At 59.4% G+C, this 26,617-nt stretch carries 24 protein-coding genes; 5 read left to right on the top strand and 19 right to left on the bottom strand.

What is annotated here, in order from left to right:
* Positions 1 to 16: 16 nt before the first annotated feature.
* From pheT to rpmI, 5 genes are all read right to left on the bottom strand, one after another.
* Positions 17 to 2,410, bottom strand: coding sequence for a phenylalanine--tRNA ligase subunit beta (gene pheT, locus CFA77_RS02935; RefSeq protein WP_206992176.1), 2,394 nt, complete (start codon positions 2,408 to 2,410; stop codon positions 17 to 19).
* A 3-nt stretch (positions 2,411 to 2,413) separates the two neighbouring features.
* On the bottom strand, positions 2,414 to 3,034 hold the full coding sequence (locus tag CFA77_RS02930) for a hypothetical protein (protein ID WP_206992175.1): 621 nt from the start codon (positions 3,032 to 3,034) through the stop codon (positions 2,414 to 2,416).
* Positions 3,035 to 3,046: 12 nt separating this feature from the next.
* Complete coding sequence (gene pheS, locus CFA77_RS02925) at positions 3,047 to 4,123, bottom strand: phenylalanine--tRNA ligase subunit alpha (RefSeq protein ID WP_034816740.1); 1,077 nt, start codon at positions 4,121 to 4,123, stop codon at positions 3,047 to 3,049.
* A 124-nt stretch (positions 4,124 to 4,247) separates the two neighbouring features.
* On the bottom strand, positions 4,248 to 4,610 hold the full coding sequence (gene rplT / locus CFA77_RS02920; RefSeq protein ID WP_034816464.1) for a 50S ribosomal protein L20: 363 nt from the start codon (positions 4,608 to 4,610) through the stop codon (positions 4,248 to 4,250).
* A gap of 38 nt (positions 4,611 to 4,648) precedes the next feature.
* Positions 4,649 to 4,852, bottom strand: coding sequence for a 50S ribosomal protein L35 (gene rpmI / locus CFA77_RS02915; protein WP_034816462.1), 204 nt, complete (start codon positions 4,850 to 4,852; stop codon positions 4,649 to 4,651).
* A gap of 409 nt (positions 4,853 to 5,261) precedes the next feature.
* Here rpmI and CFA77_RS02910 point away from each other — a divergent pair, with 409 nt between their 5' ends.
* A complete protein-coding gene (locus CFA77_RS02910) occupies positions 5,262 to 6,773 on the top strand; it encodes a S10 family peptidase (RefSeq protein ID WP_206992174.1) in 1,512 nt (503 codons plus the stop codon).
* Positions 6,774 to 7,075: 302 nt separating this feature from the next.
* Here the strand turns inward: CFA77_RS02910 and infC are convergent, their stop codons facing one another.
* The 3 genes from infC to CFA77_RS02895 form a co-directional block, all read right to left on the bottom strand.
* Positions 7,076 to 7,615: a translation initiation factor IF-3 gene (gene infC, locus CFA77_RS02905; RefSeq protein ID WP_084333463.1), complete on the bottom strand. Its 540-nt coding sequence runs from the start codon at positions 7,613 to 7,615 to the stop codon at positions 7,076 to 7,078.
* A gap of 97 nt (positions 7,616 to 7,712) precedes the next feature.
* On the bottom strand, positions 7,713 to 8,747 hold the full coding sequence (locus tag CFA77_RS02900) for a glycosyltransferase family 9 protein (protein ID WP_206992173.1): 1,035 nt from the start codon (positions 8,745 to 8,747) through the stop codon (positions 7,713 to 7,715).
* 17 nt (positions 8,748 to 8,764) lie between these two features.
* On the bottom strand, positions 8,765 to 9,925 hold the full coding sequence (locus CFA77_RS02895) for a glycosyltransferase family 4 protein (RefSeq protein ID WP_242517462.1): 1,161 nt from the start codon (positions 9,923 to 9,925) through the stop codon (positions 8,765 to 8,767).
* Between the two features lie 55 nt (positions 9,926 to 9,980).
* Between CFA77_RS02895 and CFA77_RS02890 the strand changes: the two genes are divergently transcribed.
* Complete coding sequence (locus tag CFA77_RS02890) at positions 9,981 to 10,739, top strand: alpha/beta fold hydrolase (RefSeq protein WP_206992172.1); 759 nt, start codon at positions 9,981 to 9,983, stop codon at positions 10,737 to 10,739.
* A 135-nt stretch (positions 10,740 to 10,874) separates the two neighbouring features.
* Positions 10,875 to 11,453, top strand: coding sequence for a type 1 glutamine amidotransferase domain-containing protein (locus CFA77_RS02885; RefSeq protein ID WP_034816447.1), 579 nt, complete (start codon positions 10,875 to 10,877; stop codon positions 11,451 to 11,453).
* A gap of 66 nt (positions 11,454 to 11,519) precedes the next feature.
* Here the strand turns inward: CFA77_RS02885 and CFA77_RS02880 are convergent, their stop codons facing one another.
* Positions 11,520 to 13,247 (bottom strand): lipopolysaccharide assembly protein LapB, encoded by a 1,728-nt coding sequence (locus CFA77_RS02880; protein ID WP_206992171.1) that lies wholly within the window; start codon positions 13,245 to 13,247, stop codon positions 11,520 to 11,522.
* A 107-nt stretch (positions 13,248 to 13,354) separates the two neighbouring features.
* Positions 13,355 to 14,212, bottom strand: coding sequence for an SDR family oxidoreductase (locus tag CFA77_RS02875; protein WP_206992170.1), 858 nt, complete (start codon positions 14,210 to 14,212; stop codon positions 13,355 to 13,357).
* Positions 14,213 to 14,272: 60 nt separating this feature from the next.
* On the opposite strand from CFA77_RS02875, the gene CFA77_RS02870 reads away from it, so the two are divergent.
* Positions 14,273 to 14,950, top strand: coding sequence for a hypothetical protein (locus tag CFA77_RS02870; protein WP_206992169.1), 678 nt, complete (start codon positions 14,273 to 14,275; stop codon positions 14,948 to 14,950).
* Between the two features lie 20 nt (positions 14,951 to 14,970).
* Here CFA77_RS02870 and CFA77_RS02865 read toward each other — a convergent pair whose 3' ends face one another.
* Both CFA77_RS02865 and CFA77_RS02860 read right to left on the bottom strand, forming a co-directional pair.
* Positions 14,971 to 15,885 carry an alpha/beta hydrolase gene (locus CFA77_RS02865; protein ID WP_206992168.1) on the bottom strand — a complete coding sequence of 305 codons (915 nt, stop codon included), beginning with the start codon at positions 15,883 to 15,885 and terminating at the stop codon, positions 14,971 to 14,973.
* A 26-nt stretch (positions 15,886 to 15,911) separates the two neighbouring features.
* A complete protein-coding gene (locus CFA77_RS02860; RefSeq protein WP_206992167.1) occupies positions 15,912 to 17,273 on the bottom strand; it encodes a M17 family metallopeptidase in 1,362 nt (453 codons plus the stop codon).
* A gap of 119 nt (positions 17,274 to 17,392) precedes the next feature.
* Between CFA77_RS02860 and CFA77_RS02855 the strand changes: the two genes are divergently transcribed.
* Positions 17,393 to 18,364: a tetratricopeptide repeat protein gene (locus CFA77_RS02855; protein WP_206992166.1), complete on the top strand. Its 972-nt coding sequence runs from the start codon at positions 17,393 to 17,395 to the stop codon at positions 18,362 to 18,364.
* A gap of 76 nt (positions 18,365 to 18,440) precedes the next feature.
* Here CFA77_RS02855 and CFA77_RS02850 read toward each other — a convergent pair whose 3' ends face one another.
* The 7 genes from CFA77_RS02850 to cpaB are packed head-to-tail and all read right to left on the bottom strand — an operon-like array spanning position 18,441 to position 26,576.
* Positions 18,441 to 19,460, bottom strand: a complete 1,020-nt coding sequence (locus tag CFA77_RS02850; protein WP_206992165.1) for a type II secretion system F family protein — start codon at positions 19,458 to 19,460, stop codon at positions 18,441 to 18,443.
* Positions 19,461 to 19,469: 9 nt separating this feature from the next.
* Positions 19,470 to 20,498, bottom strand: a complete 1,029-nt coding sequence (locus CFA77_RS02845; protein WP_242517461.1) for a type II secretion system F family protein — start codon at positions 20,496 to 20,498, stop codon at positions 19,470 to 19,472.
* Between the two features lie 3 nt (positions 20,499 to 20,501).
* Positions 20,502 to 22,010 carry a CpaF family protein gene (locus CFA77_RS02840; protein ID WP_206992164.1) on the bottom strand — a complete coding sequence of 503 codons (1,509 nt, stop codon included), beginning with the start codon at positions 22,008 to 22,010 and terminating at the stop codon, positions 20,502 to 20,504.
* 19 nt (positions 22,011 to 22,029) lie between these two features.
* On the bottom strand, positions 22,030 to 23,418 hold the full coding sequence (locus tag CFA77_RS02835) for an AAA family ATPase (RefSeq protein WP_206992163.1): 1,389 nt from the start codon (positions 23,416 to 23,418) through the stop codon (positions 22,030 to 22,032).
* 26 nt (positions 23,419 to 23,444) lie between these two features.
* Complete coding sequence (locus CFA77_RS02830; protein ID WP_206992162.1) at positions 23,445 to 24,155, bottom strand: CpaD family pilus assembly lipoprotein; 711 nt, start codon at positions 24,153 to 24,155, stop codon at positions 23,445 to 23,447.
* A 10-nt stretch (positions 24,156 to 24,165) separates the two neighbouring features.
* Complete coding sequence (locus tag CFA77_RS02825) at positions 24,166 to 25,731, bottom strand: type II and III secretion system protein family protein (protein ID WP_206992161.1); 1,566 nt, start codon at positions 25,729 to 25,731, stop codon at positions 24,166 to 24,168.
* Between the two features lie 2 nt (positions 25,732 to 25,733).
* Positions 25,734 to 26,576: a Flp pilus assembly protein CpaB gene (gene cpaB, locus CFA77_RS02820; protein ID WP_051607960.1), complete on the bottom strand. Its 843-nt coding sequence runs from the start codon at positions 26,574 to 26,576 to the stop codon at positions 25,734 to 25,736.
* Positions 26,577 to 26,617: the final 41 nt, after the last annotated feature.

The raw sequence follows: 26,617 nt of genomic DNA, 5'->3' as shown, positions 1-26,617 counted from the left end.
GAACGGTTCTTGTTGCCTAGCCTCTTAGCACGCCGCCTGTGCCCTTGGCGACAGAGGCTACCACCTTGTCCATCAGGGCCTGGATGTCTTCATCTTTCATCTTTTCCAGCGGCTGGACCGTCATTTCAAAGGCGACCGATTTCTGCCCTTCGGGCACACCGGTGCCCTCATAAACATCGAACACGTCCACTTTCGAGATCAGCTTCTTGTCGGCGCCTTGGGCATGGCGCACCAGATCTGCAGACGGGACAGACTGATCGACCACAAAGGCGAGGTCACGGCGGATCGGCGTCAACTCGGCACGTTCGAAGACTGGCTTGGTCTTGGTGTTCTTTGCCTTCATCTGCGGCAGCGCATTGAGGTTCAGTTCGAAGCCAAACATCGGCCCATCGACACCCATCTGTTTCAGAACGCCCGGATGCAGCTGGCCGAAATGCGCCACCGTCACTTTCGGGCCGAGCTTCAGGCTGGCCGCCTGCCCCGGATGCCAGTGCGGTTGAGCGGGCGCGGCGACCTGAAAGCGCTCGCCCGGCTGGCCGAGCGCATCAAGCACAGCAAACAGGTCAGCTTTCGCGTCGAAGGAATCATATGGTTCAGGTGCACCCTGCCAGTGCCGCTCATTGAACGGACGCACAAGCGCCGCCACGACGCTGCGCTGGTCTTTCGGGCCATCGCCCAGATAGATTGGCCCAGCCTCGAACAGGCGAACGCCGCGCTCGCCATGATTGGCGGCGCGCTGGGCGGCCTTGGCCAGATTTCCGAGCACGGATGGGCGCATATAGTCCAGTTCGCTTGCCACCGGATTGGCAACCGTCAGCGCGTCATTGATCTTGCCGAACAGCGCCGCGTCAGCTTTCGCCATGAAGCTCCAGCTGACAGTTTCCAGGAAACCGCGTGACGCCATCACCCGGCGGGCCGCGCGCACGCGGGCCTGCATCGGGGTGGCAATCGCTTTCACGCCGCCCTGGGGCGCTGGCAGGGACGCGGTTGGGAGCTGGTCAAACCCAACCAGGCGCGCAACTTCTTCCACGATGTCGGCCGACTGTTCCATGTCAAAGCGGAAGGTCGGCGGGCGAAGATACCAGGCATCACCCGCATCCTCGATATTGAACTCAAGGTCTTTCAGCATGCGGCGCATGTCAGCGGGCTTGACGGTAAGCCCCGTCAGGCGTTCCACATCGGCCGGATAGAAAGTCACCTTGTTCGGATTGACCGGCGCTTCGCCCGCAACCTTCGGCTTGGAGACGACCCCGCCGCCATATTCCACGATCAAGGCGATGGCGAGGTTCAACCCGTCCAGGCAGCTGTGCGGATCGACACCGCGCTCGAAGCGATAGCGCGCATCGGAATGGATGCCAGTTGCGCGGCCTGTGCGGGCCGTGCGTAGCGGGTCGAACCAAGCGCTTTCAAGGAACACGTCCACGGTCTCGTCAGAGACTGCCGTGGATTGTCCGCCCATCACCCCCCCCAGGCCGATGACGCCGCTGTCATCGGTGATGACGCACATCTCTTCGCCGACCTTGTAGGTCTTGCCGTCCAGCGCCTCCAGCACCTCGCCCTTGCGGCCAAGACGTGCCACGACCGGGCCGGACAGTTTGGACGCGTCATAGGCATGCAACGGACGAGCCCGGTCAAGCGAGATGTAATTCGTCACATCCACCAGCAGGGATTTCGGCTGGATGCCGACGGCCTTCAGGCGCTGCTGCATCCACTCAGGCGACGGACCATTCGTCACGCCGACAATTACGGCCCCGGCGAACACCGGACAAGCCTCGGGCGCGTCCAGCCGGATCTCGACGGGGCATTCCTTGGTGCCAACGACCTTCTTGACGTCCGCGTGCAGGAAGCGCCCTGCCCCGGCCGCGGCCAGGTCACGGGCGATGCCCTGCACGCCCAACCAATCCGGCCTGTTCGGCGTCACTTCGAAGTCAATGACCGGATCGTCCAGGCCAAGAGCGTCGGCTGCTGGCGTGCCGAGTGGAATGGCGTCCTCCAGATCGGCGATGCCGTCATGGTCCTCACCCGCTTCGATTTCCTTGGTGGAGCACATCATGCCATGGCTTTCGATACCGCGAATCTTGCGCGGTTTCTTGTCGAGCGCGAAGTCCAGGCCCGGAATGAACGTGCCCAGCGGCGCATAGATTGCGGTCATGCCCGCGCGGGCATTTGGCGCGCCACAGACGATCTGCTTCTCGCCATCTACCGTATCGACCGTACAGACGCGCAGCTTGTCCGCATCCGGATGAGGCTCAGCCGCCTTGACCTTGCAGACCGTAAACGCCGCCAGCTTCTCGCGCGGGTCCACAACCTCCTCCACCTCGAGGCCGGCCTGCAGCATGAGGGCCAGAATATCGTCCAGCGTCGCCTTGGTGGCGAGGTGGTCGTTCAGCCAGGACAGGGTGAATTTCATTGTCTATTCCACTTCCGAAATCGTTTCGGTGCCTGAAGCGCGCGGCGCGTTTGCCACTGCTTCAAAAAGGTCTACCTCACTGCGTTCGCAGCGTTTAACGCGTTCCGCGCGGCCCATCGTGCGCCCCATACCCAGGCCCCGGGTTATCCAGCATCTATCGAAAACCGAGCAGTAGCAGATCTCGGCGTCCAGCTGGCTCCACTCTGCGGCAACGGCGTCAAGTTGATCGCCCGAAATATCGTCACGAGACCAGTCGACCCTGAGCGGCTCCACGTTGGAACCTGGTGCTATGGCCCGGCCGATGAGGCTCGTCCAGGAAAGGTCATAACCGGACGGGAAACGGTCAACATAAAGGTTGAGGCTCGCGACCGGCTCACCATTCCTGAGCATGCGGACCTGCTCGATCAGGGCTGGACCGACGCCGCTATTGGAAACACGAATACCCATAGAGGCTGTGTCGACACTCGTTGAAACAAACCCGTCGATCTGGATCACGGGATAGACAGCACCATGCTGCTGCGCGCGCATGACCCGGCCCTGGTCCCAGGCGATGAAGACGGCAATTGCACTGGTCAGCACCGCGCAGATCGCAATCAGCATTTCCACTTTATTGCCGGTACCCATGCCCCCTGCTCCCTAGCTCAAGCCGCCACTGACGGACGGTGTCGACCAGGGGGCGAAGCCGTAATGGCGAGTCCATTGCGGGTCGGCTTCGAAGTATGGGCGAAGGTCCGGCATGCCATATTTCAGCATGGCGAGGCGGTCGACGCCCATACCGAAGGCGAAGCCCTGATATTCGTTCGGATCAATCCCGCAATTGCGCAGCACATTCGGATGCACCATGCCACTGCCGAGAATCTCCATCCAGCTGTCGCCTGCGCCAATCTCGATCGTCTCGCCCTTGCGGGTATATTTGACGTCCATTTCTGCCGACGGCTCAGTGAACGGGAAGAAGTGCGGACGGAAACGCGCCTCGACATCATCCACTTCGAAGAACGCCTTCACGAAATCGATCAGGCAGCCTTTGAGGTGGCCCATATGAATGTTCTTCTCGATGACGAGGCCTTCGACCTGATGGAACATCGGCGTGTGCGTCGCGTCCCAGTCATTCCGGTAGACCCGGCCCGGCACGAGAATGCGGATCGGTGGCTTCTGGCTCATCATGGTGCGGATTTGCACGGGAGATGTGTGCGTGCGCAGCACTTTCGGCGCATCGCCTTCCAGCGCATGCATGAAGAAGGTGTCGTGCGTCTCGCGCGCCGGATGGCCTTCGGGGAAGTTCAGCGCGGTGAAATTGTGCCAGTCGTCTTCAATGTCCGGGCCTTCGGCCACCGTGAAGCCCATGTCGCCGAAGACGGCGGCGACTTCTTCGAACACCTGCATGACCGGATGCAACGCGCCGGCCTTCGGGCCCGGCGCCGCTGGTAGGGACAGGTCAACCGTTTCGCTGGCCAACTGAGCCTCCAGCGCGGCCGCTTCCAGCGCCTCCTTGCGGGCGCGGACGGCGGCATCGACGCGATTCTTCAGCGCATTCAGCTTCGGGCCATTTTCCTTGCGCTCTTCCGGGCTCATCTTGCCCAGCGAACTCATCAGGCCAGACACGCGGCCCTTCTTGCCCAGTTCGGCCACGCGCACATCGTCCAGCGATGCCAGGTCGCCTGCCGCTTCAATCGCCGCAAGGGCCTCTTTTTCAATCGTACTGATATCGGACACGGGGGTCGCTTCCCTTTGCTGTTCCAGCGGGCTTTTTAGGCGCTTCGCGCCCGCATGCAAACGCCCTTAAAGAAAAAGCCCGGCTTTGAGGGCCGGGCTTTGTCACTTGTGCCTTGCGGGCAGGTTAAGCGAGGGCAGCCTTGGCCTGTTTGACCAAGGCGCCAAATGCTTCCGGCTCGCGGATGGCGATGTCGGACATGACCTTGCGGTCAACTTCGATACCGGCTTTGGTCAGGCCGTTGATGAACTGGGAATAGTTCATTTCGTCGTCGTGGATTCGCACAGCGGCATTAATGCGCTGGATCCAGAGCGAGCGGAACTTCCGCTTTTTGACCTTACGACCGACATAAGCGTACTGACCGGCTTCCCAGACGGACTGGTGCGCGATGCGGAACGTATTCTTGCGGCGGTTACGGAAACCCTTTGCCTGCTTCAGAATCTTCTTGTGGCGGGCGTGGGCGGGAACTTTGTTACGTGAACGGGGCATCTTAGGCCTCCTAAATCAAGATCTTGAAGGATACGGGCCTAGAGGCCGTAAGGCAGGAATTTCTTCACAACGCGAGCAACATCAGCGTGAGAAGCGACTTTCGTGCCGCGGTTCTGACGAATGTACTTCGAATTGTGGCTCATCAGGCGGTGACGCTTACCAGCGACGCCGTGCTTGAGCTTTCCGGTTGCCGTGATCTTGAACCGCTTTGCAGCGGCCTTTTTGGTCTTCATCTTCGGCATTTCATCTCTCCTGTCGTCGAGCTCACACCGTATAGGCGGCCCAGGGTTCATGAGCTGGAGGGCATGCCGTTCGCCCAAACCGCTCGGAAGAGGCGGCTTATGACGGATCAGGGGCAGAGAATCAAGAGGCCAATATGCTGTTACTGCAGGCGATTTCGCACCGCGCGGCGGCGTGCTTCGCATTCGGCTCGCCGCTTTGGCATTTTGAGGCCTACCCAAGCCCGCCTGACAAGGAAAGGCAAAGCAAGCAAACCTAAAAGCAAGACGATATCCATAGGCTTTCCCCTGCCTGAAAGCGTAACTCCGAAATGCGGAAAACTCAAACGGGTCCAGGACCGTGCGGCTATTGCCCTTGCGCCCCCGCCTGAATAAAGTCGCAAATTGTTATAAAGTTTCAGGGGCTGCTTTCATGCGCACGCTACTTCTCGCCGCCTGCATGGCGATCTTTGTCATGCCAAGTATAGCTGAAGACGCCGGGAACGGGCCGAAAGACGCGCCTGAGGTGCCGGAAGCGCGGGTCTTCACCTCTGACCATTCGCTCCGGCTCGGCAGCAAGACGGTGAAGTACGAGACCGTCGCGAGCGAGACCTATCTGCGCGACGACACGGACGAGCCGACCGCCTCAGTCTTCTCGGTCTCCTATATCGACACCAGCACGACCAGCGCCGCCCAGCGCCCGATCACTTTCGTCTTCAATGGCGGGCCCGGATCAGCTTCGCTCTGGCTACACATGGGCGCGTTCGGTCCGAAACAGGTGATTACCCCGTCCGATGCGTCCGATGTCGGAGCGCCGCCCTATACAATTCGCGATAACCAGAACTCCCTGCTTGATGTCACCGACCTCGTCTTCATTGATCCAGTCGGCACCGGCTATTCGCGCCCACTCGGCGAGACCGAGGGCAAGGAATTCTATGGCGTCAATGAAGACGCCGAGAGCATCGCCGAATTCATCCGCATCTGGCTGACCGAGAATGGCCGCTGGAACAGCCCGAAATACCTGGCTGGCGAAAGCTATGGCACGACGCGGGCCGCCGCACTGACCGAAAAGCTGCAAGGCGGCTGGAACGGCATCGGTCTCAATGGCGTGATCCTGATTTCGGCCATCCTGGATTTCCAGACTGCGCGCTTTGCGCCTGGCAATGACACGGCCCATCTCGCCTTCTTCCCGACCGAGGCCGCCACCGCCTGGCATCATGGCAAGGCCAACAAGGCAAAGTGGAACAATGATTTCGATGCCTTCATCGAAGACGCCCGCACCTATGCCACCGACACTCTGGCCCCTGCCCTGATCCGCGGCTCGACTCTCAGCGAAGCCGACGAGATTCGCATCGCGCAGGAAATGAGTGAGTTCATCGGCCTGTCGCCGGAATGGATCCGCCTTGCCAATCTCCGCGTCGATCCGGCTCGCTTCCGCAAGGAGCTGCTGCGCCGAGAAGGCTTCACGGTTGGCCGTTTTGATAGCCGGTACCGGGGCGTCGACAGTGAAGGTACGGCCGACACGCCCGAAAACGACCCGTCCGGCTATGGCATGGATGTCGCCTATGTCGCTGCGATCAATGACTATCTAACCCGCGAGCTGAATGTGGACTTCACCCGCCCGTACAAGGTGTTGACGGGAGAACCCGGCTCGCAGTGGAACTGGGATGTGAACCAGCGCGGCTGGCCATCCTATGTGAATGTCACGCCATGGCTCGGCAAAGGCATGCGCGAAAATCCTGATCTGCGCGTGCTGCTCGCCTCGGGATGGTACGATTTGGCAACGCCCTTCTTCGGCGCGGAAATGTCCCTGCACAAGAACGGTGTCGTGCTCGACCGGGTCCAGTTCGATTATTACGATTCCGGTCACATGATGTACCTGGCCGAAAGCGACGGAAAGAAACTCTCCGACGATGTACGCGCCTTCATCGAAGCGGGTCAGTAAATGCTTGGCGGCGGGGATGCAGATAAAGCTTTCCCCCGCCGTCTGACTGTCGCTGATACAGAACTGGCGCCCTGAACTCGACAGGGACCCACAGGCAATAATCTGTGAAGGTCATCCCGGGGCGCAAATTCTCCGGGATGGGGACCTGACGAGTCCCGGCAGGCGGAAGAGACAGGGTCGCAACCTGCTCTGCTCCTGAATGCCCCTTCCCTGCGGCCTTGTCTCTCCGCACGCCACACACAAAAAAACCGGAGGGCGCAGGGCCCGTCCGGCTTATTGTGCTGGAGTCAGCAGCGCTGGCTTTAGCGCGGTGCGAGCACCATGGTCATCTGACGGCCTTCGAGCTTCGGCTCGAGTTCAACCTTTGCCATTTCATCGAAATCGTCGCGGACGCGTTTCAGCAATTCCATGCCGAGATGCTGGTGGGCCATTTCGCGACCACGGAAGCGCAGGGTCACTTTCACCTTGTCGCCACCTTCGAAAAAGCGCGTCATCGCTTTCGTCTTCACGCCATAATCATGGGTGTCGATATTCGGGCGCATCTTGATTTCTTTGAGTTCTGAAGACTTCTGCTTCTTCTTCGCAGCCGCCTTCTTCTTGCGTTCTTCGAAGCGGAGCTTGCCATAGTCTAGAATCTTGACGACGGGGACTTCCTGGTTCGGTGAAACCTCCACCAGGTCCATGCCTGCTTCGCGGGCCGCGTCCATGGCAGCCATAATGGGCATCACGCCCTGCTTTTCACCATTCTCATCAATCAAGAGAACCTTGGCGGCGCGAATGTCGTCATTGATACGTGGGCCAGCGGATTTCTGTGGTCCACCGGTGTCTGGTCTGCGAGCTATGGCGAATCTCCTTTGTCGCTATTTCGGTAAGCTTCAATATGCCTGTAAATGCAGGCATCTTCAAGGCGGACGGGCATTCTATACTTCCGCGATCCCGTCAAGATGGCAGCACACCCAAAGCCCGAACCGATTGCCAGACATCGTCGACGCTCAACTCGGCCAGCGTGGGCGCTGAATTGATAATGATGGTCGTGTCGCCGCGCGGGGCCGCATGGTCAGGATTGCTCTCGGTCAGCGCGAACAGAGCAACGCCCGGCGCGCCGGCAATCGCCGCCATATGCATCGGGCCGGTATCATTCCCGACCACAAACAGCGCCTTTTCCGCCAGGGTCACGATCTGAAACAAATCGGTGCGCGTGGTCAGACTCTTTGTGCGCGGCTCCTTACGCACGATCTCATGCGCCAGGGGACCCTCATCCTTGCCGCCAATAATAACCGGCGTAATGCCTGCATCGGCCACCCGTTTTGCCAATTCCGCATAGTTTTCAACGGGCCACCGCTTGGCCTCCCGATGGGCCGAAGCGCCCGGGATCAACAACATGTAAGGCTCTTCAAGGCTGAAATAGGCTGGCTGCAACCGCGGTGCGTCGCGCAGTTTTGGCCGCACCCAGGAAAGATCTGGCTTTGGCGCGGAATTGCCCAGCCAGCGGCCGCCCGGTGCCACGCCAGCCACTTCGAGCTGTTCTGCCAGTCGGTCAATCGAATGCATGGTGGCGCGCTCGCCATTGTCGTGGAAAAACGCCGCCTTTTCATGATGGCCCGACCAGAGCGGCGCCTTGCCGGTCTTGCTCAACGCGGTGAAATAATTCTTCGTGCGTCCGCTGGTCTGGAAATCATAGATGATGTCGTACTTGGCTTTACGGATACGGGTAATCAGCGCAGCCGTTGCCTTCATGCTATCCGGCCGCCCGTCGGTCTCCACCGCGTCCACATAAGGGCAAAGTTCGGCAAATTCCTTGAAGAATGGCGTGGTCAGCAGCGTGATACGCGCCTTCGGGTGCATCTCGCGCACCGCTTTCATCGCGCCCAATGCCAGCACAAAATCGCCCAGTGCGCTGAGTTTGATGACCAGCACATTGAGGGCTTTTGCGCCCGGATTGACGGGACTTGCCGGTTTGACCGGTTTTGCCATGCGAGCCTCGATTTCCCCTACTCCAGCAAGGTCTTATAGACTCCCAGTGTCGCCGCCTGAAGCCCCTGCTTTGAGAAATGCTGTCGAACATGTGCCTGTCCCGCCCGGCCCATGCCATCGCGCGCCAGTGGACCGACCGACAACAGGGCCCGAATAGCGCCTGCAAGCGCCTGCGCATTGCCCGGCTCCACCCGTGCGCCCGTCTCGCCTTCGATCACGGTTTCCCGCCCGCCGCCATGGTCAGCCACGATCACCGGACGCGCCATGGCCGAGGCTTCGGCGGCCACACGCCCGAACGCTTCGGGTCGCACCGATGGCGCCAGCACGATATCGCTTGCCAGATAGGCCGCGGGCATATCGGTAATGTGTTCAGACATGATGACACCCCGGTCGAGCCCGTGCGCCACCACAGCGTGCTCCAGCCGCGTAACATAAGTATTGCGCCCCTGCGCGTCGCCCGCCAGCACGAGCACCAGCTTGTCGCGCTCATCCGATGCCAGCATGGCCAGCGCCTCGATGGCAATGAGTTGCCCTTTCCATTCGGTCAAGCGTCCCGGCAATAGCAATATCTTCCGCGGATCATCCGCAAGTCCGAGCGCCTCGCGAATGGCTTTCACCCGCGCGACCGGCACATTGGTCGGATCAAACGCCTCCAGGTCGACACCCCGCGGAATGGTCACCACGCGTTCGAATGGCACACCATGCTCCGTTTTCACATGCTCGGCGATCCAGTTGGAGTTGGCGATCACGATGTCGCCCTGCGCCATGACCGAATTGTAGCGCTTTTTGAGTTTGGTCTTGCCCGAATAGGCCCCGTGATAGGTGGTCACAAACGGCACATCCATCGCTTTGGCAGCCCAATAGGCGCTCCAGGCAGGCGCGCGCGACCGGGCATGGACCAAGTCTACCCCTTCGCGCGCGATCAAGCGTTTCAGTTTGCCTTCATTCCGTTTCAGCGTGATCGGATTCTTGGATTTGGCGTCCATCCGGAACAACTCACCGCCCAGGGCTTCGAAGGCAGCTTCCTGGCGACCGCCCCTGCTGGCCAGCAGAGCCCTTCCGCCAGCCTGTATGATGGCTTCGGTGACTTCGAGCACGGTACGCTCCACCCCACCAGCCGACAATTCAGGGGCCACCTGGAGAATGGTCTTGCCAGTCAAATCCGGAAAATCGGGCAAGTCGTAATCCCTCCACTCGCTTGACAGGCGAGACAGATGACGGAACGGGAGAGGAATGACAACGACCTATTTCACCTCTCCCGAGGGTCGCCGCCTCGCATATCGCGCCTCGGCCCCGACCCATTCGCCTCTCACCTATGTCTGGTTGTCAGGGTTCAAATCCGACATGAGCGGCACCAAAGTGACTGAACTCGAAGCCTGGGCCAACGAGGCCGGGCATGGCTTTCTCGCCTTTGACTATTCCGGGCATGGCCTGTCCGATGGCGCCTTCGAGGACGGCACGATCTCGGCCTGGCGCGAGGATGCTCTTGCCGCCATCGACGCACACAGCACCGGGCCAATCGTGCTGGTCGGGTCCAGCATGGGCGGCTGGATGGCTCTGCTCGCCGCCCTCGCCCGCCCGGACCGCGTGGCGGGTCTTGTCCTGATCGCTCCCGCACCGGACTTTACCGAAAAGCTGATGTGGCCGGAATTCTCCGCCGAAGCGCAGTCAGAGATCATGGAACAGGGCTTCACGCAGCGGCCCTCGGACTATGATGAGCCCTACACCATCACTCGCGCCCTGATCGAGGATGGCCGAACCTGGCAGATCCTTGACGCGCCGATTAAGCTCGACATTCCCGTCCGCATCCTGCAGGGCATGCAGGACGCCGACGTGCCGTGGAAGCATGCGGAACGACTCGTCGACACGATCACGAGCGAGGATCTCGTCTTTACCCTGATCAAGGATGGCGATCATCGTCTGTCCCGCGAACAGGACATCGCGCGACTGAAGACGACCTGCGCCGAAATCGCCACTGCAACGCGTCCCTGACCTTTCCGCGAGTTAATCGGAACGATGGCCCCGGCCAGTCATTGATCTTGTGCAGGACGGGATGTTCCGTCCGCCCGCGCTCCCCCACCAAAGGTCGCAGCGCGGTGACCACACCAGATCAAGGAGACATGTTATATGTCAAATCAACGCGCCCAAGGTCGGAAAATGGCAATTCTCGCTGCAGATGGATTCGAGGAAATCGAACTCACCAGCCCGAAGGAAGCTATCGAGGCAGCTGGCGGCGAAACGATGATCGTTTCGACAGAGAAGGGTTTCATCCACGCCAATCAACACCGCGAACATGGCGACAAATACCAGGTCGACTTGTCCCTCGACGAGGCGAAGGCAGAGGATTTCGACGCGCTGCTCATTCCCGGCGGCCTGTTCAGCCCGGATGCGCTGCGCACCAATGACAAGGCGAAGTCTTTTGTGTCGGACTTCTTCGCCCAGAAGAAACCGGTCTTTTCAATCTGCCACGGCCCACAGGTTCTTATCTCGGCCAATCTCGTGAATGGCCGCGAAGTCACCGGCTTCCCGGCGATCCAGCAGGACCTGAAGAATGCCGGCGGCATTGTGAAGGACCAGTCCGTCGTCGTCGACGGCGGCCTCGTGACCTCCCGCTCCCCGGATGACCTTGGCGACTTCAACGCCAAGATCGTTGAGGAGATTTGCGAAGGCAAACACGAGCGCCAGCGCGATTCCGTGACGGCATAGTCAAGAGAAGAAAATATCCCCTGCAACTGCCCCCTCCTCACGGAGGGGGCTTTTTCGTGCGTGAGGCTAGAGCCGGGAGCCGTCCAGTTCGATATCGGAATGGCGCCAGACAATCGCGAATGTCTTCTCGACCTCTTCGGCTGCTTCGGTCTTGCCCTGGCTTTCCAACGCCTTGACGAGACCCGACATGGACCACCCATTTCTCGGATACTCTTCAAGGTCTTTGCGATACACGCTTTCGGCCTCGGCGAACTTGCCCGCGGCAACGTAAGCCTCTCCGAGCGACTGCCGGGTCGGATAATACCAGAAGGGCGGCTCCATATAGGGCAGCGAATCCTGCGCGGTGACGGCCGCCGCAAAATGCGGGATCGCCTGTTCAGGATTGCCCTCTGCCATGGCTATTTCCCCTTGCAGGAGCGCATCGGCAATGCCGAGCAACACGCTGGCCGGATAGTCCGCCGTATCGAGGAAGCTGATCTGGACACTGTCTTTCAGACCGGCCAGCACAGCCCGGTCACCTGAAGCGCTTGTCACGTCGCCCGAACGAGCCGCCGCTACGCCCCGGGCGTAACGCCAGATGGCATTTGAATAATCAAGCGACTCCGGCGGCGCATCGGACGCAAGAATGTCATCCCATTGGCCGAACTGGACCTGAGCCAGAATCGGAATGGTCTTGAAGAATTCCACGGTCGGGAATTGCTCGATCTGCTCCAGCCTCACATTGTCTGCAACCTTTTGCGCGGCGTCGATGGCCATATCGCGTTGACCTGACATGCTGGCCGCCGCCCACAGGAAGTGGATATTGTGGGGATAGTACATCGCCGGATAAAATCCCTGCGCGTTGCATTGGGCGATATAGGCTTCATCCACGGAGGCCGCCGTGATGTTCGCCTTCGCGGCATCATCATAACGCCCGACACGCCAGTAGATGTGCGCCGGCATATGTACGAGATGGCCAGACCCCGGCACCAGATCGGCGAGCTGGTCGGCCGCGTCCTCCGCACGGCCCGGATCCTGGGATGCCTCGACCGCATGAATATAGAGGTGCAACGCCAGCGGATGCTCCGGCGACCGCTCAATAATGCCTTCCAGAGATTCGATCACCTTCACCGTGTCCGGCTTCGGCGCGCCATCGGCCGACCAGTAATCCCACGGCATCGTGTTCATCCAGGCTTCGGCATACATTGCCGCGGCATCATCATCCGCCGGATTTGAGTCCACATAGTCGCCCATCGCTTGTGCATAGGCGACATCCAGCGGCTCACGCGACGTGGACGGATCACCATTGTAACGCGCAGCCATGGCAACGATCAGCGCCTTCTCCTGCTCCGTCGCACCACCTGACAATTCCTGAGCCCTGACAATTGCCGCGAAAGCCGACTGCCGGTCTGCGTCCGACATCACGGCCTTGCCCTTGCTGGTCACATTGATGTTGGGGCCGGTGGCCATCGCCTCGCCCCAGAAGCACATGGCGCAGGTCGGGTCGAGCGTCTGAGCCGCCCGGAAAGAGCGGATGCTTTCGGCATGGTTGAAGCCAAATGCCAGCACCATGCCCTGATCGAAATATTTCTGCGCATACGGATTCGACGTGGTGATGGGGCGATGAAATTCCCCCATGCCGTCGAACAATGGCGCGCCAGCTTTCTCTGCGATCTCGGCCAAGCTCATCTCGGCGTCAGCCGCAGATGCGGTTTCAGCCGCTACCGGCTCCTCCGCGCTTCCAAACTTGTCAGTATACGCGCAGCCTGATAACGCGATCAGGCTTGCCGCGAGCAGCAAATATCTTGAAGTCATTTTTTGTCCCTCATGTGGCCAGAAGCTGACGAACATTCGTCACGGCCACACCCTGAGAGGGAGCCTACCACAATCCCGCGAAAGTGGAGGAAAACATCAAAAAATTTTCAATCCGATCCGCATTCTGCAGTCAATACAGCAGATAACCCTTCACGATAGGTCGGATATACCGGCCGCCAGCCGAGCGCCGCTTTCGCGCGCGCATTGGAGACCCGCTTGCATTCGGCATAGAAACTGCGCGCCATCGGGCTGAGGTCTGCCTCGTCGAACGGGACTTCCGGCGGCGGCGCAATGCCGAGGAGGGTCGCCGCAAACGCCGTCACATCCTGCGGTGGCGCGGGCTGATCATCACACAAATGGAAAATTCCATGCAGGTGCGGTCGCTGGACCAACGCCTCCAATCCGCTGGCAATGTCGTCTACATGCACACGGGAGAAGACCTGCCCCGGTTTGACCGCCCGATGTGCCCTCCCATCTCTGAGCTTCTGAAAGGGCGAGCGACCGGGCCCGTAAATGCCCGGCAGGCGCACAATCCGCGCCGCGCCATCGGTCGCGTCCATCCACTGCCGCTCTGCCAGCACACGCGCCTTGGCCCGGTCGGACCCCGGATTAACGGGGCTCCATTCCATCGCCCAACCACCGCCAAGATCACCATAGACCCCAGTAGTAGACAGATAGGTCATGCTCGCGGCGCCCGGCTCCGAATAGGTCGCGACACGCGCCGCCGGGCATCCGCCCTCATCCGGCGGCAAGGTCACCAGCCAATGGGCGCCGTCTGGAATATCCGGCAGCCCCTGCCCGGACCAGACCTGTGCGGCAATACCTTCGGCGCGCAGGGTCGCCGCCTTGTCCTCGCTTCGCACGGTGCCAGAGATCTGTATTCCCTTGGCTTTCAGGCGTCTGGCCAAGTGCAGGGCACTATAACCAAGCCCAAAAACAAAAAGCAGAGATGTCGTATCTGTCATTTGCGCTGGTCGCTCCTGTCGGGTCTAAGACCCGTGTACAGTTTCCGGAGCGCTTGATCCATGTCCATCCTTGCCCTGGCCATCGCAACACTGGCGATGACGCAGTCCTCAAGCGCCACTATTGAGGCGCGCGAAGCCGACCGACTCGAAGCCTGCGTCGCCAAGATCGAAGTGGATGCCGAGGAAGCCTATGAGGATGGACTTGCCTGGATCTATCAGGGCAACCGGCCCGGCGCGCGCCAGTGTACGGCCATGGCGCTGATCGCGCTCGGCCGTCCGGATGAAGGTGCGGCGCGCTTGGAACAGCTCGCCAATTCGGTCGATGGCGGGTCGGTCGAGCAGCGCGCCGAATATCTCACCCAGTCCGGCAACGCCTGGCTTCAGGCTGGCGCGCCGGAGGCAGCCATCGTGACCTTCACCAATGCGCTGAAGCTGAAACCCGGCATCCCTGATCTGCTCGTGGATCGGGCAAGCGCCCATCTGATGCTGGAAGACTGGGCCGAAGCCAAGGAAGACCTTGACCGCGCCATCACGCTCGCGCCGAACATGAGCATCGCTCGCCAGCTGCGTGCCGAGGCCCACCTCAACCTCGACCAGTTGAATCTCGCCATGGCAGATATCGACGCCGCAATGGCTGCCGACCCGGAAAATATCGACACGCTCGTCCTGCGTGGCCGCGTCCGCGAAGCCATTCGCCTGTCGAAAGTACGCGTGCTGAGCCCTGAAATCATCGACTGACAAGAGCGCGAGCGTGCAGATTACTCCTCGACTGGAATGTCCAGCAGGCCCTGCGCTTTCATCCAGCTGATGAACTGATCAAACCAGCCATCGGCCGTCACACCGCGCTTGTACGATCCGAACCCATGCCCGCCGCTTGCATAATAGTGCAGCTCTACGGCTCCCCCACCATCTTTCCAGGATTCAACAAGACCAAAACCCTGATCTCCAAACAGGGAATCATCGGCCGCCAACGCCGCGAACATGGGCGGGACTTCGCCTGAAATATCGACCGGCGTCATGGGCCCATAAATATAGCCGATAAAATCCGGACGCGGCGCGTCGCCGTCTTTCGACGTGATACCGAGTGTTGTCATGGCCCCGGCTGAAAAGCCGAGCATACCGATCCGCGACGGGTCGATCCCCCACACCTCGCTGCGGGCTTCGACAAGTTCCAACGCGGCCTGTGCATCGACGACCGCCACGGATAGTCCTTCGCGAATGTCGATTGGCACCGTCTCAGGGGTTGGGGCGAACATGCGATCCATGTGTACGGAGAATTCGTCTTCCGGCACCGGCGTTTCCATCACTCGATACTTCAGCACAAACGCCGCAATACCGCGGTCCGCCAACCATTGCGCGATCGGATAGCCTTCATTGTCGATGGACACGAACTGAAACCCGCCGCCCGGCACCACGATGACTGCCGCACCGGTCGCGACTTCTTCATCTGGCAGGACCGGCAAGAGTGTCGGCTGAGTGACATTCCGCACCCATCTTTCGGTCCCGACATCTGTCCAGATTTCCCCGCCATCCGCGCCGGGTACATATGCGCCATGAAGTGGAATAGCACCCTCATCAATTTGCGCAGGCACACGGACCATGTCCGAACTCTGAGCAAGGGCACTTACCGGCAGCAGGAAAGCCGTCAGGGCCAACCAATATGTTCGCAACATGATTTCGTCCCTCGAAAATACGAAGCCTAACTGTACCGCGTCTGGAGCATCTGCCAAACCGCCCGCAGGCCGCAAGGCGCGCCCCCTTCCGGACGACCATATTTGCCGAGCCGCCAGGCCCAGACATCAAAGTGCATCCAGCTCTTGGCGTCGACAAACTCCTTCAGGAACAGGCCCGCCGTAATGGACCCGGCAAATCGCCCGCCCGAATTGACGAGGTCGGCAATCGGGCTCTTCAGATCCGCGAGGTAAGGGTCCCAGAGCGGCATGCGCCAGACCGGATCGCCGGATGCCTTGGCACCCGCTTCCATCGCGTCCGCCATGTCCTCGTCATCGGTGTAGAAAGGTGCAAGATCCGGCCCCAGCGCCACGCGCGCGGCGCCCGTCAATGTAGCGAAATCGATCAGCAGGTCCGGCTCTTCCTCACAGGCCCGCGCAAGTGCGTCCGCAAGAATTAGACGTCCCTCGGCATCTGTATTGTCGATCTCGACCGTCAGGCCCTTGCGACTGGACAGCACATCGCCCGGTCGGAAAGAGTTGCCGGCCACGGCATTTTCGACCGATGGCACGTAGAGCTTCAAATGAACCGGCAAATTCGCGCTCATGATCAGTTGCGACAGCGCAATCACATGCGCCGAACCACCCATATCCTTCTTCATGATCCGCATACCCGAACCCGGCTTGAGATCCAGCCCGCCGGAATCGAATGTCACCCCCTTCCCCACAAGGGCAAGGCTTGGGTGGGACGGGTCGCCCCATTCCAGTTCCATGAAGCGTGGCTCGAACGTCGCGGCCCGGCCAACCGCATGCACCATTGGATAGTTCGCCTCCAGAAGTGCATCCCCGACAATTGTGGTGAGTTTCGCGCCGAAACGTTCTGCAAGGTTTGAAATCGTGGCCTGAATGTCCTGCGGGCCCATATCGGCGGCAGGCGTGTTGACCAGATCGCGCAGGAGCGCGCAGGCATCCGCCTCGCGGCTCAGCGCGTCGGCATCTTCGTCTGCCGGAATCACCAGCTGAGGCGGCGTCGCCTTGTCTTTGAGATATCGGTCGAACCGGTACGCACCGTCTGCCCAACCGGCCGCAACCGAGCTGAACGCCATGCCACCTGCCTCGACTATGCGATACGATCCTTTTGGCAGTTTCGCCGACAGGCCAGCCACAGCCAGCGCATCCTGGCCCTTGCCCAGTCCATACAGCACCCGGGCAAGACCGCCTGCCTCCCCCGGCACCAGCACGATCTGTCCTGTCGCGCCTGTAAAAGCCTGCCCTTCAGCAATGGCACGCGCGGAGGGGAACGGATCGCTCTCCAGTGATTTGAAGGCTTTGGAAGTGTAGAGGAAGACGTCAACGGCGCCCTTCGGGTCGGCGGTGAAGCTCTTGTGCATGGAATTCAGCCCTTTCAGGGGGAAGAGTTAATGGAATCTGCTGAGGCGTTAACTGATCCTTGACGCCATTCAGTCCAGACTCGCTGGCAGTGTCTCAGATACAAACCCGGAGCCTGCTCATGTCCAGAGCCAAAACGTCACTGACTGCGCTGATCCTCGCGCTGGGCGCCTGCGCATCTGCCCCAGACCCTGAAGCAGAGGCCCAGGCAGAGATGGCCCGCGCAATTGAAGATGCGATGAAACCTGCCACCCCGGAAGAGATTGAAGCGGCAAACAATTCAGATCCGCTGACCAAGGCCAATTTCTGGGCCAATGAGCACACCAAGGATCCCAAGAATCTGGACGTGGCGATGACGTTCGTCTCTGCGCTACGCGGCATCGGCTCGAATGAGCGCGCGATCGAAGTCCTTTCTCAGACCCTGGTCATGCATCCGGAAAATCCGGATCTGCTGATGGCACTCGGCAAGGTATTTTCCGCCGAGGGCAACCTGAACGGCGCCGCGCGTGCCTTTGAAAAAGCCGCCATTGTCGCACCTCAACGCCCCGACACATGGTCAGCCTTCGGCATCACGCTGGACAAGATGGAACGTCACGGCATGGCGCAGGCCGCCTATGACAAGGCGCTGGCATTGGAACCGACTCGCACTGTGACACTCGCGAACTACGGCCTGTCTCTGGCACTCGCCGGAGACTTGCCGGGCGCCGAGGCGAAACTGAGACTGGCCGCCGACCAGCCCGATGCTGATTTGCGCGTGACCGAAAACCTCGCCCTGGTACTGGGACTGCAAGGCCGGTACGAGGAAATGGCTGAGGTCAGCAGCCGCTATGCGCCCGAGAGCATCGTAAAGAAGAATACCGCCCTGCTACAGGAAATGGTCCAACCAGTCCGGTCGTGGGATGCGCTGCAAGAGGCGCCCGAGGCCGTGGAGCCCCCTGCTCCTGCAAAGACGACCCAACCAAAAGCCAGTGTCACCAAACCCGTCAAATCAGAGACTCTCGCCTTGGCAGGCCCATCGTCTGAAGCGGAGAGCGACGATAGTGCCCCTGCTCCGGCTGCAACCGGCCTGCGGTTGCGCAGAACGCCTGGCTGACGAAACCATCCCTCCAGAAACGAAACGCGCCCGCCGGACCAGCCAGCGAGCGCGCTTCACTGAAGTCACCCGGACCTCAGCCCCAGTTCGTATCCGACTGCTCGATCGATGGCACTGACGCCTCGTCGCTGGCTTGCGAAGCCTTGAACCCGATATAGGCCGGGCCAAGCACTACGAGGAAAAGCACGGGCAGGAAGAACAGGATCATTGGCACGGTCAGCTGAGCTGGAAGGGCTGCTGCCTTCTTCTCCGCCTGCGCCATGCGCATGTCCCGGTTTTCCTTCGCCATCACACGGAGCGCATCGCCCAGCGGTGTACCGTAGCGTTCGGCCTGGCCCAACGCCATACAGACTGCCTTGATACCTTCATTGCCGGTTCGCTTTGCGAGATTTTCATAGGCTTGGCGACGTTCGGGCAAATAGGATAGCTCTGCAACCGTCAGGCCAAACTCCTCAGCAAGTTCGGAAGATGCCGAGCCGACTTCCTGACTGACCTTGGAAAAGCCGAGTTCGATGGACATGCCCGCTTCCACGCAGATCAACAGCATGTCGAGCGCATCCGGAAATGCCCGCATGATGGATTGCTGACGCTTCTGGGCGACATTGGAAATATAGATATTGGGCGCGTAGAAACCGGCCGCCGCGCCAAACAGCAATGAGCCATATTTCAGGACTGGTGCAAAGCCATGATCGTTCACGAAAAAGATGTAGAAGAACATCAGCAACGCGCCGACAAACGGCATGGTCATCCGTGCAAAGTAGAATGCCGACAATGGCCCAGGGCCGCGAAGGCCCGCCTTGGCAAGATTGTTGACGATGTTGGGATCTTCCAGCGCCTTCGCTAGGTTCAGTTTCGACGAAATGTTTCCGACAACAGAATCGTCCTTTCGACGAAGACCTTTGGGATTGTCCAGAGCTGCGCGGCTCTGCTTGCGCAGCTTTTCCCGCTGATCGGTAACCGCCTTCAGGCGCGTCTCAAGCTTGTCGGTCTGCAAGTAGGGGAGCAACACGGATATGACCGTACCAAAGACAGCGAGCGCGATCAGCAGGGCTGCGATCGCGTCAGGCTTGGCCAGTGATGCAAGAATGTCCGTCATCTCTGTCCCTTACAAATCGAAATTGATCATCTTGCGCATGACCAGGATGCCCATGGACATCATCACCACACCGATGGTTAGAAACAGATGACCCGTATCCGTCGTGAACAACTGCATGATGTAGGCCGGTGTCGTCATGTAGACGAGAGAGCCCACGACAAAGGGCAACGCCCCAATGATCATCGCCGACGCCTTGGCTTCGGACGACATGGCCTTGACCTTCTCGCGCATCATCTTGCGTGCGCGAATAACGCTCGACAGGTTGCCCAGGGCCTCAGACAGGTTGCCCCCGGCCTTCGACTGGATCATCAGGACGATCATGAAAAAGTTCACTTCCTGAAGCGGCACGCGCTTGTAGAAAGTGTTCAGCGACCGCTCCAGCCCTGCCCCCATGGACAGGTTGTCGGTCAGCATGGCGAATTCCGAGCGCAGGGGTTCAGGTGATTCCTTGGAAATGATTCGAACGCACTCGTTCAGCGGCAGACCGGATTTCACACCCCGCACAATGATGTCCAGCGCGTCCGCAAACTGGTTGATCATCTTCTTGTTTCGCCCATTGGTGGCCATGCCGAGCAAAATCCGCGGCAAGCCGACGGCGCCGAAGAAGAAGGCACCTCCGACCAGCGCTGGCCGGCTCTTGAACGAAATGCCGCTGATCACGAGCCCGTCGAAGCCGAGAATATAGACTGTGCCGCCGAGCGCCATGCCGAGCACAAGTGAGAAAATCCAGAAGGCGGAAACAGGCACATCCAGCCCTGCCTGCGTCAGGCGAGAGCTGAGATTCTGTGGACGAATGGACTTGCGACGCTCCTTGTCCTGCTTGCGCATCGTATCCAGCATTTCCTGGGTTTTCTGACGACGCTTCGCATTTTCGTCCATTGCCTTGTCGCGCTTGCTCGCGCCGGACCCACCCGTGCCAATCGCCTTGGCCCGCTTGCGCGCGACGTCGGATTTGTCACCAGTCAAGGCGATGCCAAGACCAGCAATTGTCAGAAAAGCGAGCCCGCCGATGACGTAGATCAACATGTTTGCGTCCATGCGTCAGGACCCCAATGCATCGAGCGCTGTGGCGAGGTCACGCTCCATATTGTAATAGGACGCACGCTCCCAGAAGCGCGGGCGGCCAACGCCTGTGCCTCTATGCGTGCCGAGCACCTTACCGTCCGCGTCTTCGCCATCGATCTCGTATTTCAGGACATCCTGAAGTACAATCGTCTCACCTTCCAGGCCCATGACTTCGGTAATATTCATGATACGACGCGAGCCATCCCGCAGGCGCGATGCCTGAACGACCACGTCGATTGAGCCGACGATCATTTCCCGGATGGTTTTGGCTGGCAGCGAAAAACCACCCATCGTAATCATGGATTCGACACGGCTGAGAGCTTCGCGCGGGCTGTTGGCGTGCAGCGTACCCATCGAGCCGTCATGGCCGGTGTTCATGGCCTGCAGCAGATCGAACGCTTCGGGTCCACGCACCTCGCCCACAATGATCCGCTCAGGACGCATACGCAGACAGTTCTTGACCAGTTCGCGCATCGTGATCTCGCCGGAGCCTTCGATATTGGGCGGGCGGGTTTCCAGGCGCACCACATGTGGCTGCTGCAACTGAAGCTCCGCCGAGTCTTCGCATGTAATTACGCGCTCGGTCGGATCGATAAAGCCGGTCAGACAGTTCAACAGCGTGGTCTTCCCGGAACCGGTACCGCCCGAGATCAGGATGTTACAGCGCGAATGTCCGATGATACGCAGAAGTTCTGCGCCTGGCTCTGAAATGGACCCGAAGTTCACAAGATCCTGCAGACGCAACTTGTCCTTTTTGAACTTACGAATTGTGAGCGTTGGCCCATCAATCGCCAGCGGCGGGGCAATCACGTTCACACGTGAGCCGTCAAGAAGGCGGGCGTCACAGATCGGGGAAGAGTCATCTACGCGGCGGCCGACCTGGCTCACAATGCGTTGACAAATATTCATCAGCTGGGCATTGTCACGAAACCGGATATTGGTGCGTTCAATCTTGCCGTTGACCTCGATATAGGTCGTATCGGCACCGTTCACCATGATATCGGCGATATCATCGCGCGCCAGCAATGGCTCCAGCGGGCCGTACCCCAGAACGTCGTTACAAATGTCGTCGAGCAGTTGTTCCTGCTCGGAAATCGACATTACAACATTCTTGATACTGATAATCTCGACGACGATGTCGCGGATCTCTTCACGCGCGCTTTCGGCATCCAGCTGAGCGAGTTGCGACAGGTCGATCGTGTCGATCAACGCATTGAAGATGGTCATCTTCGTCGCATAATACTGGTCTGACTGCTGGTTCACCTTGCGAACCGGTTCCGGCTTGGCTTCCGGCGCCTGCACGCGCACGGGTTTGGAACCACCCGCCGACGGAGGTTTCGGCGCGCCCTTCACCGGCACCGGGTCGGGCACAGGTGGCTTTTTGGGCGTCGGCTTCGGCTTCACCTCAGCCGCCGGGGCCGGCTTTGGAGCTGGCGCTGGTGCTGTTAGTTGCGCGCTTGAGGCAGGTCGTTTTCCAAAGGCCATATGAAATTCCCCCTAGGGGTCACTTTCCCAGCAATTTCTTAAGGAACGACTTCTCCTGAGGCTCCACCGCCCGGCCTGTCAGCGTGGATGCCAGATGGTCGATGGCCTGCGCCGACTTAGACGCCGGATCCGTTTCAGAGATCATCTGGCCGTTATTCGCGGCCGTACCGAACAGCTCAGGATCGAAAGGCAGAATGACATCCGGCTCTACACCGATGGCAGCCGCGAAATCCTTCACCGGAATTTCCGGACGTTTTGGCACTCCGCTCATATTCAGCACGAGACGCGGTGGATGGTCGTTCGGCCGCTTTGCCTTGAGTTGGTCAATCATGTTCTTGCCGTTCCGAAGCGATGCGAGATCTGGCTGGCAGACCACAATCACTTCATCAGAGGCAATCAATGTGCTGAGCATCCAGCTTGACCAGATATGCGGTAAGTCAAGCACCAGGTACGGCACATTACGCCGTACGCCCTCAATCACGGTGGTGTAGGCTTCGTCCGGAATATCCATGATCTGATTGATCGTGGCGGGCGCTGTAAACAAGGACAGTCGGTCTGTCGGCTTGGCCAGCAAACGTTCAATAACGGATTCGTCGGCGCGCTCCGGTGCGAGCAGCGCATCAGCCACTGTCTGAGGCGTCTCCTGATTGAAGTCCAGAGCCGTCGTTCCGAAGGAAAGGTCCAGGTCCACAAGCGTGGTATTGACCTTGACGTTCTCAGCAAGCGCCCAAGACAAATTGTGCGCGATTGTCGAGGCCCCTACTCCGCCCTTTGCGCCCACAACAGAGATCTGCTTTCCGACAAATGGCGAGTCCGGGTTGACGAACAACTCACCGATTGAACGGATGATTTGCAAGGGCTGGAACGGCGGCACCAGATATTCACTCACGCCGCGCGCAATGAGCTGTCGATACAGCATGATATCGTTGACGGCACCGATCACCATGACTTTGACAGTCTCGTCGCAATGCTCAGCAAGCGCATCGATTTCACGAACAACCTGCCCAGCCGATTCCGACGATTCAATCATCAGCAGATTGGGAGTCGGATTCTCGCTCATATACGCAATGGCCGCGGGAATGCCGCCGGGGATGCATTCGACCGTAGCCCGGCCCATACGTCGGTCTTGCGCGCTGACTTCCAGCAGACCGCGTGTTTCCGCGCGCTCATAGAACAGTTTGATGGATATGGCGGGCAACATGACGTCGCCACCGCTCGGCTCTGAATGTCCGAGGCCATGCGTATCATTGTCTGCAGTCAGGCCCATGGGTGCGCCTTCGGCAACAGCCTGGTCCACGCTGTCGTCAACCTCATTGAGGTCGATATCAGACGGTGTGTGGTCGGACATCGAATCTTCGGAAAAGACGTCCTCGAAATCGTCGTCGAACAATGCGTTTTCGTTTGACATTATCTACTAAGTCCTTCTCGTCCCCACTAGTTGCCGACCGCAGTCGACACAGAACCTGACTCGGCATCGCTCCGCTCGGCGCCGGTTGACTCGCCCTCGCGGAACTTTCCAAGGATTGTGCTTCGGCGTACGGGATCGCCCTCATCCAAAGCGCGCTGGCCCAACAAGTCGCCCGGATCCGATATCATTGCCGCAAGATTGGTCCGGATTGAGCAGCCAAGAGTAGGCAACTCATTGTTGGATGAAATGTCTGCCATGTTCAGGGAGGCGAGCGACGGGCAATCCGGCGCAATCGCATCATAGGCCTGATAAGCAAGGATCATCGGTTCCGTCACAGTCGATTCTGCACCATGGCTGCTGCCCGAGATCTCTTCGTACTCCACGCCATTTTCCCACGCGATTTCGCGGGCTTCAGCAACGGCGGATACCGCGAGCTGGGGATTGGATGACGATTCCGGCAGCGACATGATCAGCGGGCCGTGGCCAACCGATCGGTAGCTGGCCACAAAGTTCTGGATGCGAGCCTTGTCACTCAGGCTCAGCTGGCTAGCTTCGGGATGAATGTCGATCTCAAGAAATTCCGTGCGCTTTGCAACAGTAATGGGATTTCGATCAAGCGGCGTACCCTGAAGATATGATGCCGGCACGGCAGTCGGTGCCGCGCTGGAACAGCCCGTCACGGTCAGGGCGCCGAGCGCCGCGGCCAGAGCAAGAGGTGAAGTCAATAGCCTGGTCATCCTGGGTCCCCTACTCCTCAATAAATCCAACGGGTGCACGATAGTCGGAAGCGTCTACCTTGGCGCCGTTCTTGCCATATTGCTCATTGATCTTTCCGAAGAAGATGGTCTTGGCGTCCGACGCATTGGCGAAGCCATCTGCCGGTGTCCGCAACTGATCCTTGGACGTTGGATCCACCAGATACGGAGTGACGATCACGACCAGTTCGGTCTCTTCCTGAATGAAGTCACGTGATTGGAACAAAGCCCCAAGGATCGGCAACTTCTTCAGGCCTGGAACTTGGTCAAGGCTCTGACGTGACCGTGTCTGGATGAGACCTGCCATCATCATGGAGCCGCCGGACGGAAGTTCAATCGTCGATTCAGCGCGCCGCACTGACAAGGCTGGTAGTGTCACGCCCTCCACTGTCACAACATTGCCGGAATCATCAATCGTCGTTGTGCTGGTTCCCTGAAAGGCACCTTCTGACGAGAGCTCTGATACTTCAGTCGACACTTTCAGCGAAATGCGCCCTTCTGACAGCACGACCGGCGTGAAGCCAAGGCCAACACCATAGGGTTTGAACTCGACGGTAATGCGTCCGTTATTGTCCTGGCCGACAGGAACCGGGAATTCACCCCCGGCAAGGAATTTCGCAGCTTCGCCAGACATGGCGACAATATTCGGTTCGGCCAGCGTGCGCACGACGCCAATCCGCTCCAATGCATTGATTTCGGCCCCGATACTGGATTGCAAATCCGTACCGACATAGTTTTGGTAACCAATTGTGCCACCGAAGCCGCCAAGGCTCTGTCCCTGAACCGGATAGCTCAGTGAACTGCCGATATCGCCATTGAAAGAATATGGCAGGCCCGGCGCAAGCGCGGTGGTCCCGGAATCCACCGGCACACCGCTTCCATTATCCACAAATAGCTGCCGCTCCACCAATGCAGCCAGATCTCCGAAACCCGGCGATCCGGTCAAATTGATGCCCAACTGTTTGACGGCATTGCGCTGCATCTCGACGATGCGCACTTCCAGAAGCACCTGGTCTTTCGCAGCGATGCTGATCATGTTGATGACTTGCGTGTTTTCACCAGCCTGCACATAGGCTGAGACGAGACGCTCAACGGCATTGGACGCGCTCAAACTGTCCGCCGAACCAGTCAGAACAACGCTACCATTCATGCCCTCAATGCGCACACGGGCGCCGGGCACATGGCGTGCCACGAGCTGCTCCAGCGATGCCATGTCCATCTCGACCCCGATTTCGAGATTGAGGATCTGATTGCCTGCATTGTCGAATACGAACGCATTGGTCTGTCCAAAGCTCACGCCCCGGAAGATGATACGTTTCGCCGTCTGCACGACCGCGTCGGCAATGTCCGGATTGGTGATGACGACATCGGCGGCCGGAGTGTCGAGTTCGACAATCATCGACTTGTTCAGGCCGAGTGTGACCTGTTGGCTGTATTCCGATTGACCCGGATGCGTGATCCGTGTCCCCAAACTATCTGATTGGGCTTGTGCCACCGGAACGAGCGCAATGGCTGATGCCAATGCTGCAAGACCCGGTAAAATCCTGGACAATTTCATTTTCAGCTTCCCCCCGGCCCGGCATTTGATGCTTTGCCGTTCCGATAAATCAGAATGCCACCATTGCTGTTGCCGCCATTCTCAAGCATGTCGATCCGTGCTGCCCGGTCATAGCTATCCCCAACATCCGACCAGGGACGCAGCGATAGCGAAAGCGCGCCTTTGCGCTGCGAAAGCGCAATCAGTTCGGCTTCCTTGCTATCCACTTCCAGCGTGGCCGTATTGCCCACTTGAGAGGCGCCGCCTTCATCATATGTCAGGTAGACCTGATCGATCGCCAGTACACGCACGTTCTGAATAATGGTTTCGGTGGCAGTCTGCGGCACCATTTCGCCATTCATCTGCATCGTGGCTTGATATGTCAGGATCACATCCACCCGATCATTCGGCAAAATAAAGCCGCCGGATGCCGATTCTGTAGATATTTCGACGGACATGGCGCGCATGCCGGGCTCAATCAGCGCGGCCATCGTGCCCGTATCACCCTTCTTCACCAGCTTACGAGGCAGGATCGGCTCATTCTCGAAGATAGGCACCCGTACGACACTGCCGGCCAGCTCCTCTATCGCCTCCGGTGAATCGGTCTCCGTGCGATAGCCAGCAACAATACTCTTTTCCGGCCAGTCCGCCCATTCCAGATCATCCACGGTCACGAGGTCACCGATGTCCAGGTCACGGCGTGCAACAAGCACTTTCGTCTCGGACACTTCGCGCGTTTCGACCACGGTCTGCTGCTCAGTCTGGATCGTCGGCGCAGGTGCCTGCGCGAGATTGCGGACAAGGAAAGCCGCCGCAATTGCGGCAACCGCAGCGCCGATCAGGATGATTAGACGAATTGGCGACATGAGGCCCCACTCCTCTGGAAACAAGACTCCGCGGACGGCCC

It is taken from the genome of Hyphomonas sp. KY3 (genome assembly GCF_017309975.1).
Classification (GTDB): Bacteria; Pseudomonadota; Alphaproteobacteria; order Caulobacterales; family Hyphomonadaceae; genus Hyphomonas.
Note: the sequence above shows the minus strand (reverse complement) of the source record. Positions and strands in the feature narration are given on the sequence as shown.

Excerpts from the sequence above, each read along its gene's own strand:
- CFA77_RS02835 (WP_206992163.1), bottom strand. The coding sequence starts at position 23,418 with ATGTCAAACGAAAACGCATTGTTCGACGACGATTTCGAGGACGTCTTT.
- CFA77_RS02845 (WP_242517461.1), bottom strand. The coding sequence starts at position 20,498 with ATGGACGCAAACATGTTGATCTACGTCATCGGCGGGCTCGCTTTTCTG.
- pheT (WP_206992176.1), bottom strand. The coding sequence starts at position 2,410 with ATGAAATTCACCCTGTCCTGGCTGAACGACCACCTCGCCACCAAGGCG.
- CFA77_RS02830 (WP_206992162.1), bottom strand. The coding sequence starts at position 24,155 with ATGACCAGGCTATTGACTTCACCTCTTGCTCTGGCCGCGGCGCTCGGC.
- rpmI (WP_034816462.1), bottom strand. The coding sequence starts at position 4,852 with ATGCCGAAGATGAAGACCAAAAAGGCCGCTGCAAAGCGGTTCAAGATC.
- CFA77_RS02850 (WP_206992165.1), bottom strand. The coding sequence starts at position 19,460 with ATGACGGACATTCTTGCATCACTGGCCAAGCCTGACGCGATCGCAGCC.
- CFA77_RS02880 (WP_206992171.1), bottom strand. The coding sequence starts at position 13,247 with ATGACTTCAAGATATTTGCTGCTCGCGGCAAGCCTGATCGCGTTATCA.
- CFA77_RS02870 (WP_206992169.1), top strand. The coding sequence starts at position 14,273 with ATGTCCATCCTTGCCCTGGCCATCGCAACACTGGCGATGACGCAGTCC.
- CFA77_RS02825 (WP_206992161.1), bottom strand. The coding sequence starts at position 25,731 with ATGAAATTGTCCAGGATTTTACCGGGTCTTGCAGCATTGGCATCAGCC.
- CFA77_RS02900 (WP_206992173.1), bottom strand. The coding sequence starts at position 8,747 with ATGGCAAAACCGGTCAAACCGGCAAGTCCCGTCAATCCGGGCGCAAAA.
- CFA77_RS02910 (WP_206992174.1), top strand. The coding sequence starts at position 5,262 with ATGCGCACGCTACTTCTCGCCGCCTGCATGGCGATCTTTGTCATGCCA.
- CFA77_RS02855 (WP_206992166.1), top strand. The coding sequence starts at position 17,393 with ATGTCCAGAGCCAAAACGTCACTGACTGCGCTGATCCTCGCGCTGGGC.
- CFA77_RS02840 (WP_206992164.1), bottom strand. The coding sequence starts at position 22,010 with ATGGCCTTTGGAAAACGACCTGCCTCAAGCGCGCAACTAACAGCACCA.
- CFA77_RS02860 (WP_206992167.1), bottom strand. The coding sequence starts at position 17,273 with ATGCACAAGAGCTTCACCGCCGACCCGAAGGGCGCCGTTGACGTCTTC.
- CFA77_RS02930 (WP_206992175.1), bottom strand. The coding sequence starts at position 3,034 with ATGGGTACCGGCAATAAAGTGGAAATGCTGATTGCGATCTGCGCGGTG.
- CFA77_RS02885 (WP_034816447.1), top strand. The coding sequence starts at position 10,875 with ATGTCAAATCAACGCGCCCAAGGTCGGAAAATGGCAATTCTCGCTGCA.
- CFA77_RS02865 (WP_206992168.1), bottom strand. The coding sequence starts at position 15,885 with ATGTTGCGAACATATTGGTTGGCCCTGACGGCTTTCCTGCTGCCGGTA.
- CFA77_RS02890 (WP_206992172.1), top strand. The coding sequence starts at position 9,981 with ATGACAACGACCTATTTCACCTCTCCCGAGGGTCGCCGCCTCGCATAT.
- CFA77_RS02875 (WP_206992170.1), bottom strand. The coding sequence starts at position 14,212 with ATGACAGATACGACATCTCTGCTTTTTGTTTTTGGGCTTGGTTATAGT.
- rplT (WP_034816464.1), bottom strand. The coding sequence starts at position 4,610 with ATGCCCCGTTCACGTAACAAAGTTCCCGCCCACGCCCGCCACAAGAAG.
- cpaB (WP_051607960.1), bottom strand. The coding sequence starts at position 26,576 with ATGTCGCCAATTCGTCTAATCATCCTGATCGGCGCTGCGGTTGCCGCA.